The 14,499-nt window shown below is 65.3% G+C and carries 11 protein-coding genes; 1 reads left to right on the forward strand and 10 read right to left on the reverse strand.

Annotated features, from left to right (window positions below):
* Positions 1-12: 12 nt before the first annotated feature.
* From KNN17_RS08145 to hisI, 10 genes are all read right to left on the reverse strand, one after another.
* Complete coding sequence (locus KNN17_RS08145) at positions 13-1,470, reverse strand: glutamate synthase subunit beta (RefSeq protein ID WP_241708268.1); 1,458 nt, start codon at positions 1,468-1,470, stop codon at positions 13-15.
* Entirely contained in the window at positions 1,463-6,076 is a 4,614-nt protein-coding gene (gene gltB / locus KNN17_RS08150) for a glutamate synthase large subunit (protein WP_078105450.1), read from the reverse strand. The genes KNN17_RS08145 and gltB overlap by 8 nt, the downstream gene beginning before the upstream one ends.
* A 262-nt stretch (positions 6,077-6,338) precedes the next feature.
* The gene (gene lgt, locus KNN17_RS08155; RefSeq protein ID WP_241708269.1) at positions 6,339-7,577 is read right to left on the reverse strand and encodes a prolipoprotein diacylglyceryl transferase; all 1,239 of its coding nucleotides are present in this window, start codon (positions 7,575-7,577) and stop codon (positions 6,339-6,341) included.
* A 19-nt stretch (positions 7,578-7,596) separates the two neighbouring features.
* Complete coding sequence (gene trpA, locus KNN17_RS08160) at positions 7,597-8,409, reverse strand: tryptophan synthase subunit alpha (protein WP_241708270.1); 813 nt, start codon at positions 8,407-8,409, stop codon at positions 7,597-7,599.
* On the reverse strand, positions 8,409-9,791 hold the full coding sequence (gene trpB / locus KNN17_RS08165; protein WP_241708271.1) for a tryptophan synthase subunit beta: 1,383 nt from the start codon (positions 9,789-9,791) through the stop codon (positions 8,409-8,411). Before trpB ends, trpA begins: the two co-directional genes overlap by 1 nt.
* 111 nt (positions 9,792-9,902) lie before the next feature.
* Positions 9,903-10,721 carry an indole-3-glycerol phosphate synthase TrpC gene (gene trpC, locus KNN17_RS08170; protein WP_241708272.1) on the reverse strand — a complete coding sequence of 273 codons (819 nt, stop codon included), beginning with the start codon at positions 10,719-10,721 and terminating at the stop codon, positions 9,903-9,905.
* 2 nt (positions 10,722-10,723) lie between these two features.
* On the reverse strand, positions 10,724-10,996 hold the full coding sequence (locus KNN17_RS08175; RefSeq protein WP_078105454.1) for an HGxxPAAW family protein: 273 nt from the start codon (positions 10,994-10,996) through the stop codon (positions 10,724-10,726).
* A gap of 89 nt (positions 10,997-11,085) precedes the next feature.
* Complete coding sequence (locus KNN17_RS08180; protein ID WP_241708273.1) at positions 11,086-11,691, reverse strand: Trp biosynthesis-associated membrane protein; 606 nt, start codon at positions 11,689-11,691, stop codon at positions 11,086-11,088.
* Positions 11,688-13,268 (reverse strand): anthranilate synthase component I, encoded by a 1,581-nt coding sequence (locus KNN17_RS08185; RefSeq protein WP_078105455.1) that lies wholly within the window; start codon positions 13,266-13,268, stop codon positions 11,688-11,690. Before KNN17_RS08185 ends, KNN17_RS08180 begins: the two co-directional genes overlap by 4 nt.
* A 57-nt stretch (positions 13,269-13,325) precedes the next feature.
* Complete coding sequence (gene hisI / locus KNN17_RS08190) at positions 13,326-13,754, reverse strand: phosphoribosyl-AMP cyclohydrolase (protein ID WP_241708274.1); 429 nt, start codon at positions 13,752-13,754, stop codon at positions 13,326-13,328.
* An 89-nt stretch (positions 13,755-13,843) separates the two neighbouring features.
* Here hisI and KNN17_RS08195 point away from each other — a divergent pair, with 89 nt between their 5' ends.
* Positions 13,844-14,488, forward strand: a complete 645-nt coding sequence (locus tag KNN17_RS08195) for a TIGR03085 family metal-binding protein (RefSeq protein WP_078105457.1) — start codon at positions 13,844-13,846, stop codon at positions 14,486-14,488.
* Positions 14,489-14,499 lie beyond the last annotated feature (11 nt).

The raw sequence follows: 14,499 nt of genomic DNA on the forward strand, positions 1-14,499 counted from the left end.
GTGCGCCGGTCCTTAGAGGACCGCTATAGCCCGGTCGGTGGGAGCCACCGGCGCGGGGAGAATGGTGCTGCCCATGAGGTACCTGTCGACGGCGGCCGCGCAGGCGCGGCCTTCAGCGATAGCCCAGACAATCAAGGACTGCCCGCGGCCGGCGTCGCCTGCGACGAAAACTCCCTCGGTGTTGGTCATGTAGTACCCATCTCGGGCCACGTTGCCGCGGCCGTCGAATTCTGCGCTGACCTGTTCGGTGATACCGGCAGGTTCCGCGCCCGTGAAGCCGAGCGACAGGAAGACCAGATCGGCCGGAATGACGCGCTCCGTGCCGGCCTTCGGCAGGCGCTTGCCGTCCACGAACTCGGTCTCGGCCACCTTGACCCCTGTGAGCTTGCCGTTTTCGCCGACAAACTCGACGGTCGAGGCGAGGTAGGTGCGTTCGCCTCCCTCTTCGTGCGCGCTGGCAACCTCGAACAGTGTGGGAAACGTCGGCCAAGGCTGGTGGGTGGCACGCTCGAGCGGCGGCTGCTTGCCGATCGCGAGGGTCGTGACGGACGCGGCGCCATGACGGTGTGCCGTGCCGAGGCAGTCGGCGCCGGTGTCTCCGCCGCCGAGGATGATGACGTGCTTGCCCTTGGCATCGATCTGGCCTTCCACGGTTTCACCGGCCACCACGCGGTTGGCGGGCACCAGGTAATCCATGGCGAAGTGGATGCCGTCGAGATCGCGGCCCGGGATGGGAAGGTCGCGCGGAACGGTGGCACCGGTGGCGATCACCACCGAGTCGTAACGGCGGCGCAACTGCTCCCACGTCACGTCGCTTCCGACCGCCACACCCGTGCGGAAGCGGGTGCCCTCGGCCTTCATCTGCTCGACGCGGCGGTCGACCTGTTCCTTCTCCATCTTGAAGTCGGGGATGCCATAGCGCAGCAGTCCCCCGATCTTGTCGTCACGCTCGTAGACGGCCACAGTGTGGCCGACGCGCGTCAGCTGCTGCGCGACCGCAAGTCCCGCCGGGCCGGAGCCGACGACGGCGACCGTCTTGCCGGAGAGGCGCGCCGGCGGAAGCGGTTGGACCCAGCCGTTTTCGAAGGCGTCGTCGATGATCGAAACCTCAACCTGCTTGATGGTCACGGCAGGCTGGTTGATGCCCAGGACACAGGATGCTTCGCACGGCGCAGGACACAAGCGGCCCGTGAACTCCGGGAAGTTGTTCGTGGCGTGCAGGCGCTCGATCGCTTCCTCGCCCTTGCCGCGCCACGTGAGGTCGTTCCACTCCGGAATGAGGTTCCCCAGCGGGCAGCCCTGGTGGCAGAACGGAACACCGCAATCCATGCAGCGGCCTGCCTGGCTCTTGAGCACGCCCTTGTCCTGGGCTTCGTAGACTTCCTTCCAGTCCATGATGCGGACGGGAACGGGACGGCGTGGCTGCGTCTCGCGCTGCCGGACTTTCAGAAATCCGCGTGGATCAGCCACCGGTTACCTCCAGGATTCGAGACCATACTTCTTCGCCATCGGGATCAAGGCCTTCCTCGATGGCATCGAGACGGGTTTGCAGGACTGCGGCGTAGTCGCGCGGCAGAACCTTGGTGATGCGGGCAGCGGTGTCATCGAAGTTCTCGAGCAAGCGGCCTGCCAGGACGGATTCAGTTTCTTCCAAATGCTTGACCAGGAGGCCGTGCACGATGGTGCGGTCCTCGTCGTCGAGCTCAAGCAACTGCAGTTCGCCGGAATCCAAGGCCTGCTTGTTGACCCTGGCAGGCTGGAGGTCCAGCACGTAGGCGGTACCACCGGACATGCCGGCACCGAAGTTGCGGCCGGTGCGGCCGATGATCAGCGTCTGGCCGCCCGTCATGTACTCGCAGCCATGGTCACCGATGCCTTCGACGACGGCCGTGGCCCCCGAGTTGCGGACCAGGAAGCGTTCGCCCACCTGGCCGCGCAGGAACATTTCGCCGCTCGTGGCGCCGTAGCCGATCACGTTGCCTGCGATGACGTTGCGTTCCGCTTGGAAAACGTTGGTGCGGTCGGGGCGGACGATGATGCGTCCACCCGAGAGGCCCTTGCCGACGTAGTCGTTGGAGTCGCCGAACATGCGCAACGTGATGCCGGCCGGAAGGAAGGCGCCCAGCGACTGCCCGGCGGTGCCTTTCAGCGTGACGTCTATAGTGTCCGTGGCAAGCACATCGATGCCGAACGTCTTGGTGACGACGTGACCCAGCATGGTACCCACTGAACGGTCCGTATTGATGACGTCGACGGCGATCTTCACCGGCGTGCGGTCGCTCAAAGCCTCGGCGGCCATGCCGATGAGGCGCTGGTCGAAGTGCTTGTCGAGTTCGTGGTTCTGGCCGGTGAGGTTCCGCAGGGGAACGTCGTCGTCGAACTCGAGACCGTGCAGGATCGGGTCGAGGTCGAGTCCCTCGGCCTTCCAGTGGTCCACCGCTTCGCGGGTGTCCAGGACCTCGGCATGGCCGATGGCCTCCTCGAGGCTGCGGAAACCGAGTTCGGCAAGCAGTTCGCGGACTTCCTCGGCAAGGAATTCGAAGAAGTTGACCACGAATTCGGGCTTGCCAGTGAAGCGCGAGCGGAGCTCCGGGTTCTGGGTTGCGACGCCCACCGGGCAGGTGTCGAGGTGGCAGACGCGCATCATGATGCAGCCGGACACCACCAGGGGCGCGGTCGCGAAACCGTACTCCTCGGCACCCAGCAGCGCAGCGATGACGACGTCGCGGCCCGTCTTGAGCTGGCCGTCCACCTGGACCACGACGCGGTCGCGGAGCCCGTTGAGCATAAGCGTCTGCTGGGTCTCGGCAAGGCCGAGCTCCCACGGGACACCGGCGTGCTTGAGCGAGTTCAGCGGCGAGGCGCCGGTTCCGCCGTCGTGCCCTGAAACGAGCACGACGTCGGCCTTCGCCTTGGTGACGCCGGACGCCACCGTGCCGATCCCGACCTCGGACACCAGCTTGACGTGCACACGAGCCGAGGGGTTGGCGCGCTTGGCGTCGTAGATGAGCTGCGCGAGGTCCTCGATGGAGTAGATGTCGTGGTGCGGGGGCGGGGAAATGAGCCCCACGCCGGGGGTCGAGTGGCGGGTCCGGGCCACCCAGGGGTAGACCTTCTGCGCCATGAGCTGGCCGCCTTCACCGGGCTTGGCGCCCTGGGCCATCTTGATCTGGATGTCCTCGGCGTTGGTCAGGTACAGGCTCGTCACGCCGAAACGCCCGGAGGCAATCTGCTTGATCGCGGAGCGGCGCTCCGGGTCCAGCAGGCGGTCCACGTCTTCGCCGCCTTCGCCGGTGTTGGACTTGGCGCCCAGCCGGTTCATGGCGATTGCGAGCGTCTCGTGGGCTTCCTTGGAGATAGAGCCGTAGCTCATCGCTCCGGTTGAGAAGCGCTTCACGATGCTGGAAACCGGCTCGACTTCCTCAAGGGGCACGGCGGGACGCTGGCTGTCCTTGAACTTCAGGAGCCCACGCAGGGTCATGAGGTTCTCGGACTGGTCGTCGATTCCCTTGGTGTAGGACTTGAAGATGTCGTAGCGGCGTTCGCGCGTGGCGTGCTGCAGGCGGAAGACCGTCTCCGGGTTGAACAAGTGCGGTTCGCCGTCGCGGCGCCACTGGTATTCGCCGCCGCCGAGCAGCGGACGGTGCGGCAGCTCGATGCCGCCTTCCGGGTAGGCCATCTGGTGGCGCGCGGAAACCTCAGCGGCGATGACGTCCAGGCCGACGCCGCCCAACTGCGAGTGGGTGCCGGAGAAGAATTCGTCCACGAGGTCCTGGGACAGCCCCAGTGCTTCGAAAGTCTGGGCGCCGGTGTAGGAGGCCACCGTGGAAATGCCCATTTTGGACATGATCTTCAAGACACCCTTGCCGAGGCCCTTGATGAGGTTGTACACGCCGTCTTCAGCGGTCACGCCGACGACTTCGCCGGTGCTGATGAGCTGCTCCACGGACTCCATGGCCAGGTAGGGGTTGACGGCGGAAGCGCCGAAGCCCACCAGCACTGCCACGTGGTGCGTTTCGCGGACGTCGCCGGCCTCCACCACCAGGGCGGTCTTGGTGCGGTTGGCGCTGCGGAGCAAGTGGTGGTGCACCGCGCTCACGAGCAGCAGGGACGGGATCGGCGCCCACTGCGCGTTCGAGTCACGGTCCGACAGCACGATGTACTGCACGCCGCGGTTGATCGCACCGGAAACCTGCTCGCAGATTTCGGTCAAGCGGCTTCGGAGCGATGCTTCTCCGCCCTCCGGGCGGTAGAGTCCGCGGACCTTCATGGCGACCTTGTCGCCGTCGGCATTCTCGATGTTGGCGATCTTGGCGAGCTGGTCGTTGTTGATCACCGGGAACGGCAGGGAGATCTGCGGCTGGCGCACCTGCCCGACGTCGAGCAGGTTTCCGTTTGGACCGATGGCGCACTTCAGCGAGGTGACAAGCTCTTCGCGGATCGCGTCCAGGGGCGGATTGGTGACCTGCGCGAAAGACTGCACGAAGTAGTCGAACAGCAAACGCGGACGCTTGGACAGCACGGCGACCGGGGTGTCGGAACCCATGGCGCCGAGCGGTTCGGCCCCGGTACGGGCCATGGGCCCAAGGAGGATCTTCAATTCCTCGGTGGTGTAACCGAATGTCCGCTGGCGGATGTTCACGGACGCCGCGGTATGCAGCACGTGTTCGCGCTCGGGAAGGTTGTTGAGGTCGATCAGGTTGTCCTTGACCCATTCAGCCCAAGGGTTGGCGGCGGCCACCTCGGCCTTGACCTCGGCGTCGTCGATGATGCGGCCGGCTTCGGTGTCCACCAGGAACATCTTGCCCGGCGAAACACGGCCCTTCTTGACCACCTTGGCGGCCTCGACGTCGATCACGCCGACCTCGGAGGCGAAGACGATCAGCCCGTCTTCGGTGATCCAGTAGCGGCCGGGGCGCAGGCCGTTGCGGTCAAGGGTCGCACCCACGAGGTTGCCGTCGGTGAAGGACACTGCTGCGGGACCGTCCCACGGCTCCATGAGCAGCGAGTGGTACTCGTAGAAGGCGCGGCGGGCAGGATCCATCGTGGCGTGGTTTTCCCATGCCTCGGGGATCATCATCATGATCGAGTGCGTGATGGGCCGTCCGGAAAGCCAGAGCAGCTCTGCAACCTCGTCGAAGGACGCGGAGTCCGAGGCACCCGGCGTGCAGATGGGGTACAGCTCCTCCGGGGAATCGCCCAGCAGCGGGTTGGCGAGCTGGGACTGGCGCGCCCGCATCCAGTTCCGGTTGCCCTTGACGGTGTTGATTTCACCGTTGTGGGCGATGGTGCGGAACGGCTGCGCGAGCGGCCACGACGGGAACGTGTTCGTGGAGAAGCGCGAGTGCACGATGGCCAGCTTGGTCTTGAAGCGCTTGTCCGAGAGATCCGGGTAGAACGGCTCCAGCTGGGCTGTGGTCAGCATGCCCTTGTACACGATGGTGCGCGAGGACAGCGACGGGAAGTACACGCCGAACTTGTTCTGGGCACGCTTGCGGACACGCCAGGCGCGGGAGTCCAGTTCATTCCTGTCCAGCACCTCGCCCGTCGCGGAGGCGAGGAACGGCTGCGCGAAGTAAGGCATGCAGGCACGAGCCATGGCACCGACCAGGTCTCCGACCACGGGCACTTCACGCCAGCCAAGAACCGTCAGGCCCTCGTCTATTGCAAGGGCTTCGATGCCGGCCTTCGCGGTTCCGGCTTCGCGGGCTTCAGCCGGAAGGAAGGCGGTACCGACGACGTACTGCCCGGGTGCCGGGAGTTCGAACTCCGTGACGGCCCGGAAGAATTCGTCCGGAACCTGCATGAGGAGCCCGGCGCCGTCGCCCGTGCCTTCGTCGGCGCCCACGGCGCCCCGGTGTTCAAGGTTGCGCAGGGCAGTCAGGGCCGCTTCCACGATGTCATAGCCGGGTTCACCACGCAGGGTGGCGATGATGGCAAGGCCACAAGCGTCCTTCTCCTGCTCAGGGTTGTAGAGTCCCTGGGCTTCCGGGAGCGCAGCAAAACGTTTGAAGGGCGAGATGGCACCTTGCGGTTCGACTGCTTCGGACCAGCTTGGGTTATGAAGATGGGTCATTGAAGACGTCCTTCCTCGAGATCGTGCGAATGGAAGGGACAACGTTGGCCCCACCTTGCCAGCCGTGTGACGGGCATAACAAAGCGCTAGTTACTAGAAATTGTAGGACAGCGGGCAAGACGCAACGAACAGTTACGCATGCCCCTGACCCAAGCTTGACCGCGGAGCCTCTGTGTGCTGCCGGGCTACTGCCAAGGGTGCCACGACGCTGTGGCCGGGGGTCTCTGGGCGGTAGCCCGGTTCCCCGATGCCGTAGCGCTGGCTACTTGGTTCTGCCAGCTTCCGGCCCGGATCCAAGGACACTGCTGGCGGTGGTTTCGGTGGACGCTGAGCCGGAATCCGACGTGACGCCGGCATGTGGCTCCTCGGCCGTTTCCGTTGGCTCAGCAGTATGGCCCAGATCGCTTTGGTTATTCCGGAGATTACCATGCGCACCGGTATCTGAGACAGATCCGTCCGCATCATGGGACTTCGTATCGGTCACAATTGGGCTGTCCGCCTCCCGGGCGGCAGCCGTGTCGTCGTCGGCAGTCCGCTCATCGTCCCCGGCATGTGGGTGGCCGACGGCGGGCTCATCCTCTTCGGCGGTCACCGCGACGGGCTCCCTGCCGGGAAGGTACGCCGTGTCCGGCTCGGGCCTGCCGCGCAGGCTCAGCGCGATGAAGATGATGAGCGCCGCGATGAAGACGAAGATACTGGTCCACACGTTGAGCCGTGTGGTGATGCCGAAGAGGTTGATCTGTTCGGCGTCGTCGATCCGCAACGCTTCGATCCAGACGCGGCCGAGCGTGTAGTAGATGGCGTACAGCCAGAAGAGCCTGCCGCGGCGGAAATGGAAGCGGCGGTCCAGGACGAGGAGGACCACGACGCCGATGATGTTCCAGAGGGATTCGTAGAGGAACGTCGGGTGGAACAGCGTGTCGCTGGGCATCCCGGCCGGAAAGTTGGGGCTGTTGGGGTCTATTTGGAGGCCCCACGGCAGCGTGGTGGGTCCGCCGAAGAGTTCCTGGTTGAACCAGTTCCCCCAGCGTCCGATCGCCTGTGCCAGCAGGAGCCCGGGGGCTGCGGCGTCGAGGAAGGCAGTGAGCTTGACGCCGGAACGGCGGCATCCGAGCCAGGCGCCGACAACGCCGAGAACCACGGCACCCCAGATGCCCAGGCCGCCCCGCCAGATCTGCGGGATCAGGGAGAGGTCGCCGGTGCCGTTGAAGCCCGGTCCGAAGTACGCGTCCGGCGATGAGATCACATGGTAAAGCCGGCCGCCCACAATGCCGAAGGGGATCGCCCAGATGGCGATGTCCCACAGGCTGCCTTCAGGAGTGCCGCGACGCTTCCAGCGCACGGCGGTGAGCCACAGGCCCACGACGATGCCCAGGAGGATGCACAGCGCGTAGGCATGGATGCGGAGGGTCCCCCACGGAAGCGGAATATCAAATCCGGACCATGAGGGGCTCGGAATGCTCATGGGAGCCATTGCCGCGACGTGGAGGAGACTCTGCATTGTCTACGCTTTTCCTTTTCTAGGCCTGCGCTGTGGCCCGGCCGAGGCCGGCACTGAGGTTCTTGGTGAGTTGCGCGACGGCGTCAACGCCGCCGTCGCGGATCGCGGCAACCAGCGCGGTACCAACGATCACGCCGTCCGCGTAAGCGGCGATCTCGCGGACATGGTCCGCGGTGGAGACTCCGAGTCCGACACAAACACGTTCGGCGCCGGCTGCATGCGTGTCCGCCACAACCTTCTCCGCGGCGCTGCTGACTGACTGCCGCGCTCCGGTGACACCCATGATGGAAACGGCGTAGACGAAGCCGCGGCTTGCCTCCACCGTCATGGCCAGGCGCTCCGGCGTGGACGAAGGCGCTACAAGGAAGACCCGGTCCAGTCCGTATTTGTCCGATGCAGCGAACCATTCGGCTGCCTCGTCCGGAATGAGGTCCGGAGTGATGAGCCCTGCTCCCCCGGCCTCGGCCAGCCTGCGTGAGAACTCGTCCACGCCCATGCGCATGACGGGGTTCCAATACGTCATGACCAGCACTGCGGCGTCGGTGGCCGCGGTGATGCCCGCGACGACGTCGAACACGCTGGCGACGTGGAAACCGTTGGCGATTGCTTCCGTGGTCGCAGCCTGGATGACCGAGCCGTCCATGACGGGGTCCGAATACGGGATGCCGATTTCGATGAGGTCCGCGCCGTTGCGGGCCATGGCAATGCCGGCGTCGATGCTTGACTGAATGTCCGGGTAGCCTGCCGGCAGGTATCCGATCAACGCGGCCCGGCCTTGTGCCTTCGCGCGGTCGATCGCGGCCGCGGACTTGCTGCTCATCTGCTCAGTCATCAGTTCCGGCCCCCGTTTGCTTCTTCAGTGCTGATCTCAAGGTTGCTGCGTTCGGACGTTCCCTTGGGCTTGCGGGTGGAGAGGGTGGTGCCCTTGACGTTGCCGTTCTCATCCAACATGTCGAACCATTCGGCGGCTGTTTCCACGTCCTTGTCGCCGCGCCCGGACAGGTTCACGATGATGATCGTGTCTGCCGGGTTTTCCTTGCCTTCCGTGAGCTGCTTGCCCACCTTGATGGCGCCGGCGAGGGCGTGCGAAGACTCGATGGCGGGGATGATGCCTTCGGTCCGGCAAAGCAGGCGGAACGCTTCCATGGCCTCGGTGTCCGTGATGGGCTCGTACGTGACGCGGCCGATGTCGGCGAGGTAGGAGTGCTCCGGACCCACGCTCGGGTAGTCCAGGCCGGCGGAAATCGAGTGGGACTCGATGGTCTGGCCGTCCTCGTCCTGCATGAGGTAGGACCGGGCACCATGGAGCACCCCGGGGCGCCCAAGGGTGATGGCTGCGGCGTGGCGGCCGGTTTCGACGCCCTCGCCGCCTGCCTCAAAGCCGTAGATCTTCACTGAGGCGTCGTCCAGGAAGCTGTGGAAGATGCCGATGGCATTGGAACCACCGCCGATGCAGGCACAGACGGCGTCGGGCAGCTTGCCGGTCTGCTCCAGGATCTGGGCGCGCGCTTCTTCGCCGATGACCTCGTGGAAGAAACGCACCATCGCCGGGAACGGGTGTGCGCCGGCCGCGGTGCCCAGCAGGTAGTGGGTGTTGTCGACATTGGAAACCCAGTCGCGGAGGGCGTCGTTGATGGCGTCCTTGAGCGTCTGTGATCCGTTGGTCACGGGAACCACGGTGGCGCCCAGGAGCTGCATGCGAGCCACGTTGAGCGCCTGGCGGCGGCAATCCTCGGCGCCCATGTAGACGACGCATTCGAGTCCGAGCAGGGCCGCAGCGGTGGCACTGGCAACGCCGTGCTGGCCCGCGCCGGTTTCCGCGATGACACGGGTCTTGCCCATGCGCTTGGCGAGCAAGGCCTGTCCGAGCACGTTGTTGATCTTGTGCGACCCGGTGTGGTTCAGGTCTTCGCGCTTGAGGAAGATGCGGGCCCCGCCGGCGTGCTCCGAGAACCGCTTGGCCTCCGTGAGGAGCGACGGACGGCCTGAGTAGTTCTTGTTGAGGTCCTTCAGCTGGGCGAGGAACTCGGGATCGGCCTTGGCTTTCTCGAACGTGTCCTCAACTTCGTCCAGGGCGGCGATGAGGGACTCGGGCATCCAACGTCCACCGTAAGAGCCGAAATATGGCCCAGCGGCGTTGCGGAGCGAGGTTCCGCCTTGTAGGAATGCGTCGGCCACATTCTCATCCGAGTTGGCTGTTGATGCGTCCACCATCAGTCTCACCGTCCTGTTCAGTTGGTAGTTGGGTTCTTCCGGGAGCCGCGGCACAGCAGGCAGCCATGGTGTCTGCTGTTGTCCGGGTCCCGGCCGCGATTCAGGCCTGCCTTAGGTCCTGACTGCGATGGCGGCAGCTCCGGCCGCCTTGAATTCGCTGATCCGCTCGTGTGGCGTGGAGTCACTCACAAGGGCCTCGCCCACAAGGATTGCGTGGGCACCGTTTCCCGCATAGTGCGCGACGTCCTCGGCGTTCCGCACCCCGGATTCAGCCACGACAACTGCTCCCGCGGGAATGCTTCCCGCGAGCGAGGCAAACAGGGTGCGGTCGACGTCGAGCGTCTTGAGGTTGCGGACGTTCACGCCGATGATCCGTGCCTGGGCTGCGGCCGCACGCTCGATCTCCTCGGGCGTGTGGGTTTCCACCAGGACGTTCATGCCAAGCTCGTGGCTCAACGCGCTGAATTCGCGCAGCTGTGCATCGGAAAGCGCCGCGACGATCAGCAGTATGAGGTCCGCGCCGTGGGCGCGGGCTTCCCAGATCTGGTACTCGTCAACCGTGAAGTCCTTGCGCAGCAACGGGATGTCGACGGCGGCGCGGACCGCGTCCAGGTCAGCGAGGGACCCGTTGAAGCGCCGCTGTTCGGTGAGGACGCTGATCACGGAAGCGCCGCCGTCCGCGTACTGCACCGCAAGTGCCGCAGGGTCGACGATGCTCGCGAGATCGCCTTTCGACGGGCTGCGGCGCTTGATTTCCGCGATGACCTTCAATTCGTCGCGGCTGGCAGACGGACCGCCCAAGGCAGCCCACGCGTCCAGTGCGGGCGCGGCGGCCGCTGCGCGCTCTTTCAGCTCGTCAAGGCCAACAACAAGGCGGCGTGCCTCCATGTCCTCCCTGACACCGACGATGATGTCATCAAGAACGGTCACGGTCAGTGGCCGGCGTTCTTCAGCTTGCTGCCGTCGACGCCGTAGCCCGCCTTGCGCATGGCCCAGCCGGCGATCAGGCCGGCGAACATGACAACAATGCCGGCGATGAAAATGGGGGTGCTGGCGATCACAAAGGCGATGGACGAAATCAAGGCCCCTACCAGCATGACAATCACGCAGGTCCACGCGGCCGGGCTGTTGCCGTGGCCGATGGCGTCGCTGTGGCTTGCAGCGGTCACAGGGGCCTTGCTCGCGGACACTGTGGTTTTGCTCATGTGAAAATCTCCTCAGGATGAATACTGCTTACATTCTGCCATTTATTGACTGCACCCGGGACATCGTCCGATGTCCGGACAGTCGGGTCTTAGGTGGGGTCTTCTCCGCGGGAGAGGCTGTCCCAGCTGTCGATCTCGTCGACCGGTCCGGAACCCGCGAGGGCCGCCCGGCTGGCGACGTCGTACTTGGTGCGCGCCTTCCAGTGCCGGCCCGCGAGCGGAAGCAGGCCACCGCACAGGGCGAGCAGGCCGGCAGCCACGACGGCGAGTACCGGGAAGACAGTCGACGATGCGGCCGCCTGCCCGCCCGAAATGCCTGTGGTCGCCGCAATGGTTCCTTGCGCCGCACCGAGTGGGTCTGCCAGGACGGTCACCGCGGCAATGAGGATGCCCGCCGAGGCGAGCACGATGATCGTTGAAATGATCCAGCGCGAAACCTTGCCCGCGATGGACGATGCCAGTCCCCCGGCAAGGGCGACGAGCGCGAGCGCGGTCACCGCTGTGGCGGCCTTGCTCCCCTGGACGTGGAGGTCGGCATTCGCCGCGGCGGCGGGATCGAGCCGGACGTTGATCCAGGTCTGCGTGGTGGTCCCGAAAACGGCGAGGGCAAAAATGGCCATGGCGAGCACCACGTTGCCCTTCCGTGCCCACACGGGAGGCTTTGCGGTGGCCGTCTGAGGGCGGTCGGCGGTCACAGCGCGGGCTTCCCGTCGACGATCGATTCCGCGGAAACGGCGTCGGGGGAAATGTTGTGGAGCGATCCGGCGGTGTGCACGGCACGCAAGGGGGCCGCCGCCTTGTTCACGGTCTCCAGCGCTTCGGAAGGCTTGTGGGAATCGGCCACGATGCCGCCGCCGGCCTGGACATACGCCCGGCCCTCACGCAACAGTGCCGAGCGGATGGCGATCGCCATGTCCATGTCGCCTGCGAAGTCCAGGTATCCGACGACGCCGCCGTAGATGCCGCGCCGGTGCGGTTCGAGTTCGTCCAGGAGCCGCAGTGCGCGCGGTTTGGGCGCGCCGGACAGCGTGCCGGCGGGAAAGGTCGCCTTGAGGACGTCGTATGCCTTCGCCCCGGGCGCCAATTCTCCGACGACCGTGGACACGAGGTGCATGATGTGGCTGAAGCGTTCGACCTCCATGAACTGCGTAACGTCAACCGTTCCGGCCACGCAGACCTTGGACAGGTCGTTCCGGGAGAGGTCCACGAGCATGAGGTGTTCGGCGCGTTCCTTCTGGTCCGCGAGCAACTCGGTGGCCAGCGCTTTGTCGGCTTCCACGGTTTTGCCGCGGGGCCGCGATCCGGCGATCGGGTGGGTGATGACCTCGTTGCCGGTCACCGTCACGAGGGCCTCGGGAGAGGAGCCGACGATCGTGTACTCGCGTCCGTCGGGATCTTCGAGGCTGAAGAGGTACATGTAAGGGCTCGGGTTGGTGTTTCGCAGCACGCGGTAGACATCCAGCGGGTCCGCGGCGCACTCCATTTCGAAGCGTCGCGAAATGACCACCTGGAAGACCTCGCCGTCGACGATCGCTTCCTTGCCGCGATCGATCGCGTCGAGGTACTCCTGCTCGGCCCAGCGTTCCTGGACGCTCGACGCGAAGTCGAGGGCTTCGGACTGCAACACCGATACAGGCTGCTTCACGGGCGTGCTGATCTGGTCCAGCAAGCGCTTCACCCGGGCGACGGCGTCGTGCCAGGCTTCGTCGACCCGTTCGGAACTGTTGTCGAAATTGATCGCGTTGGCAATCAGCAGGACGGTGCCGTCCATGTTGTCGTGGACAGCCATGTCCGTCACGAGGTTCAGGGCCAGTTCCGGCAGGTTGAGGTCATCCTCCGGGGGGCTCGTCAGCTTCTCCCAGTGCCGGACGGTTTCCCAGCCAAGGAAGCCCACAAGGCCGGAGGTGAAGGGAGGAAGGTCCGGGAAGCGGTCGGTCTGCAGGGCTGCAATGGTGTCGCGGACGGCGTCGACCGGGCTGCCGTCCACGGGCACGCCGACAGGAGGCTCGCCGATCCAGTGCGCCTGGCCGTCCTTGCTTGTCAAGGTGGCACGCGACCGCGAACCAATGAAGGAATAACGTGACCATGCCCCGCCGACAGCTGCCGACTCCAGGAGGAAGGTGCCGGGCTGGCCTTGGGCCAGCTTGCGGTAGAGCCCGATGGGGGTCTCGGCGTCGGCCAGTACCCTCAGCCGGACCGGGATGACACGGCTGTGCGCGGCGAGTTCGCGGAACTCCTCCAGGCCCGGGCTGATGATTCCAAGGTCCTGCATGGTTTGTGTTCTCCGCCTCTTCTTGTCTGCTTGCCTCAGTGGATGGTGTGTAGCGGGTTAGTCCCGCTCGCCGGTCACGGCGGCGAGGCTCCGGTCATCGAAGCACGTGCGCGTACCGGTGTGGCAGGCCGCACCGACTTGGTCGACGCGGACCAGGAGGGCGTCGCCGTCGCAGTCCAAGGCCACCGATTTCACGAACTGGACGTGCCCGGAGGTGTCTCCCTTGCGCCAATATTCCTGGCGGGAGCGGGAGAAGAATGTGACGCGTCCCGTGGTCAGGGTCCGGTGCAACGCTTCGTCGTCCATCCAGCCGAGCATCAGCACTTCGTCGGTGTCGAACTGCTGGATGACCGCCGCCACCAAGCCGGCGGAATCGCGCTTCAGCGCGGCGGCCAGCTCGTGCGGGAGCGGACTAACGGGCACGACGGCGGGCTCCGCGGCGGAAGCGGCAGCGGGCGTGGCTGGGGGTGTTGACTGCTCAGACATCAGATCAAGTCTAGTGCCTCAAGTGGAGGCGAAATTCAGCGGCGGTTCCACTGCGCAACAGAGAGCGTCTCGTGCTAGTTTCACAAGTGATGCATTTCGTCGATCCCTCCCGCGAAGTACTGGCCGAAACACTCCTGGCGGCCGGACCTGACTCCCCCACGCTCTGCGAAGGGTGGCTGACAAGGGACCTCGCCGCGCACTTGTACTTGCGGGAGCGCAAAGCGGCCGTCGGTATTGGCTTGCTCATCAAGAGCCTCGCCCGGGCCTCGGACAAAGCCACGGCCAAGCTGGCCTCCAAGCTCAAGACCACGGAAGATTACGCCGAGCTGGTGAACACCTTCCGTTCAGGGCCGCCCGCTTTGTCTCCCCTGAAGATCAAGGCCCTCGACGAGTCCTCCAACCTCATTGAATATTTCGTTCACACGGAAGACATCCGCAGGGCGGGTGACCGTTGGGCTCCACGGGCCCTCGACGAGGAATACTCGGACGCCTTGTGGGATGAATTGATCAAGCGAGCCGCCATTCTCTATCGCGGCGTGGACCTCGGGATCGTGCTGGTACGGCCCACCGGCCCCCGACACGTTGCCAAGCGGGCGCCCGTATCCGTCGCCATCGTGGGCGAACCTGGTGAACTCCTCATGCATGCCCATGGCCGAACGCATCACGCCCTGGTCACCTTCGAAGGCCAGCCGGACGCCGTCGCGCTGCTCCAGTCCGCCGAAGTCGGCCTCTGACCCGCGCTTAA

It is taken from the genome of Arthrobacter bambusae (assembly GCF_022606295.1).
GTDB classification, from domain to species: Bacteria; Actinomycetota; Actinomycetes; order Actinomycetales; family Micrococcaceae; genus Arthrobacter; species Arthrobacter bambusae_A.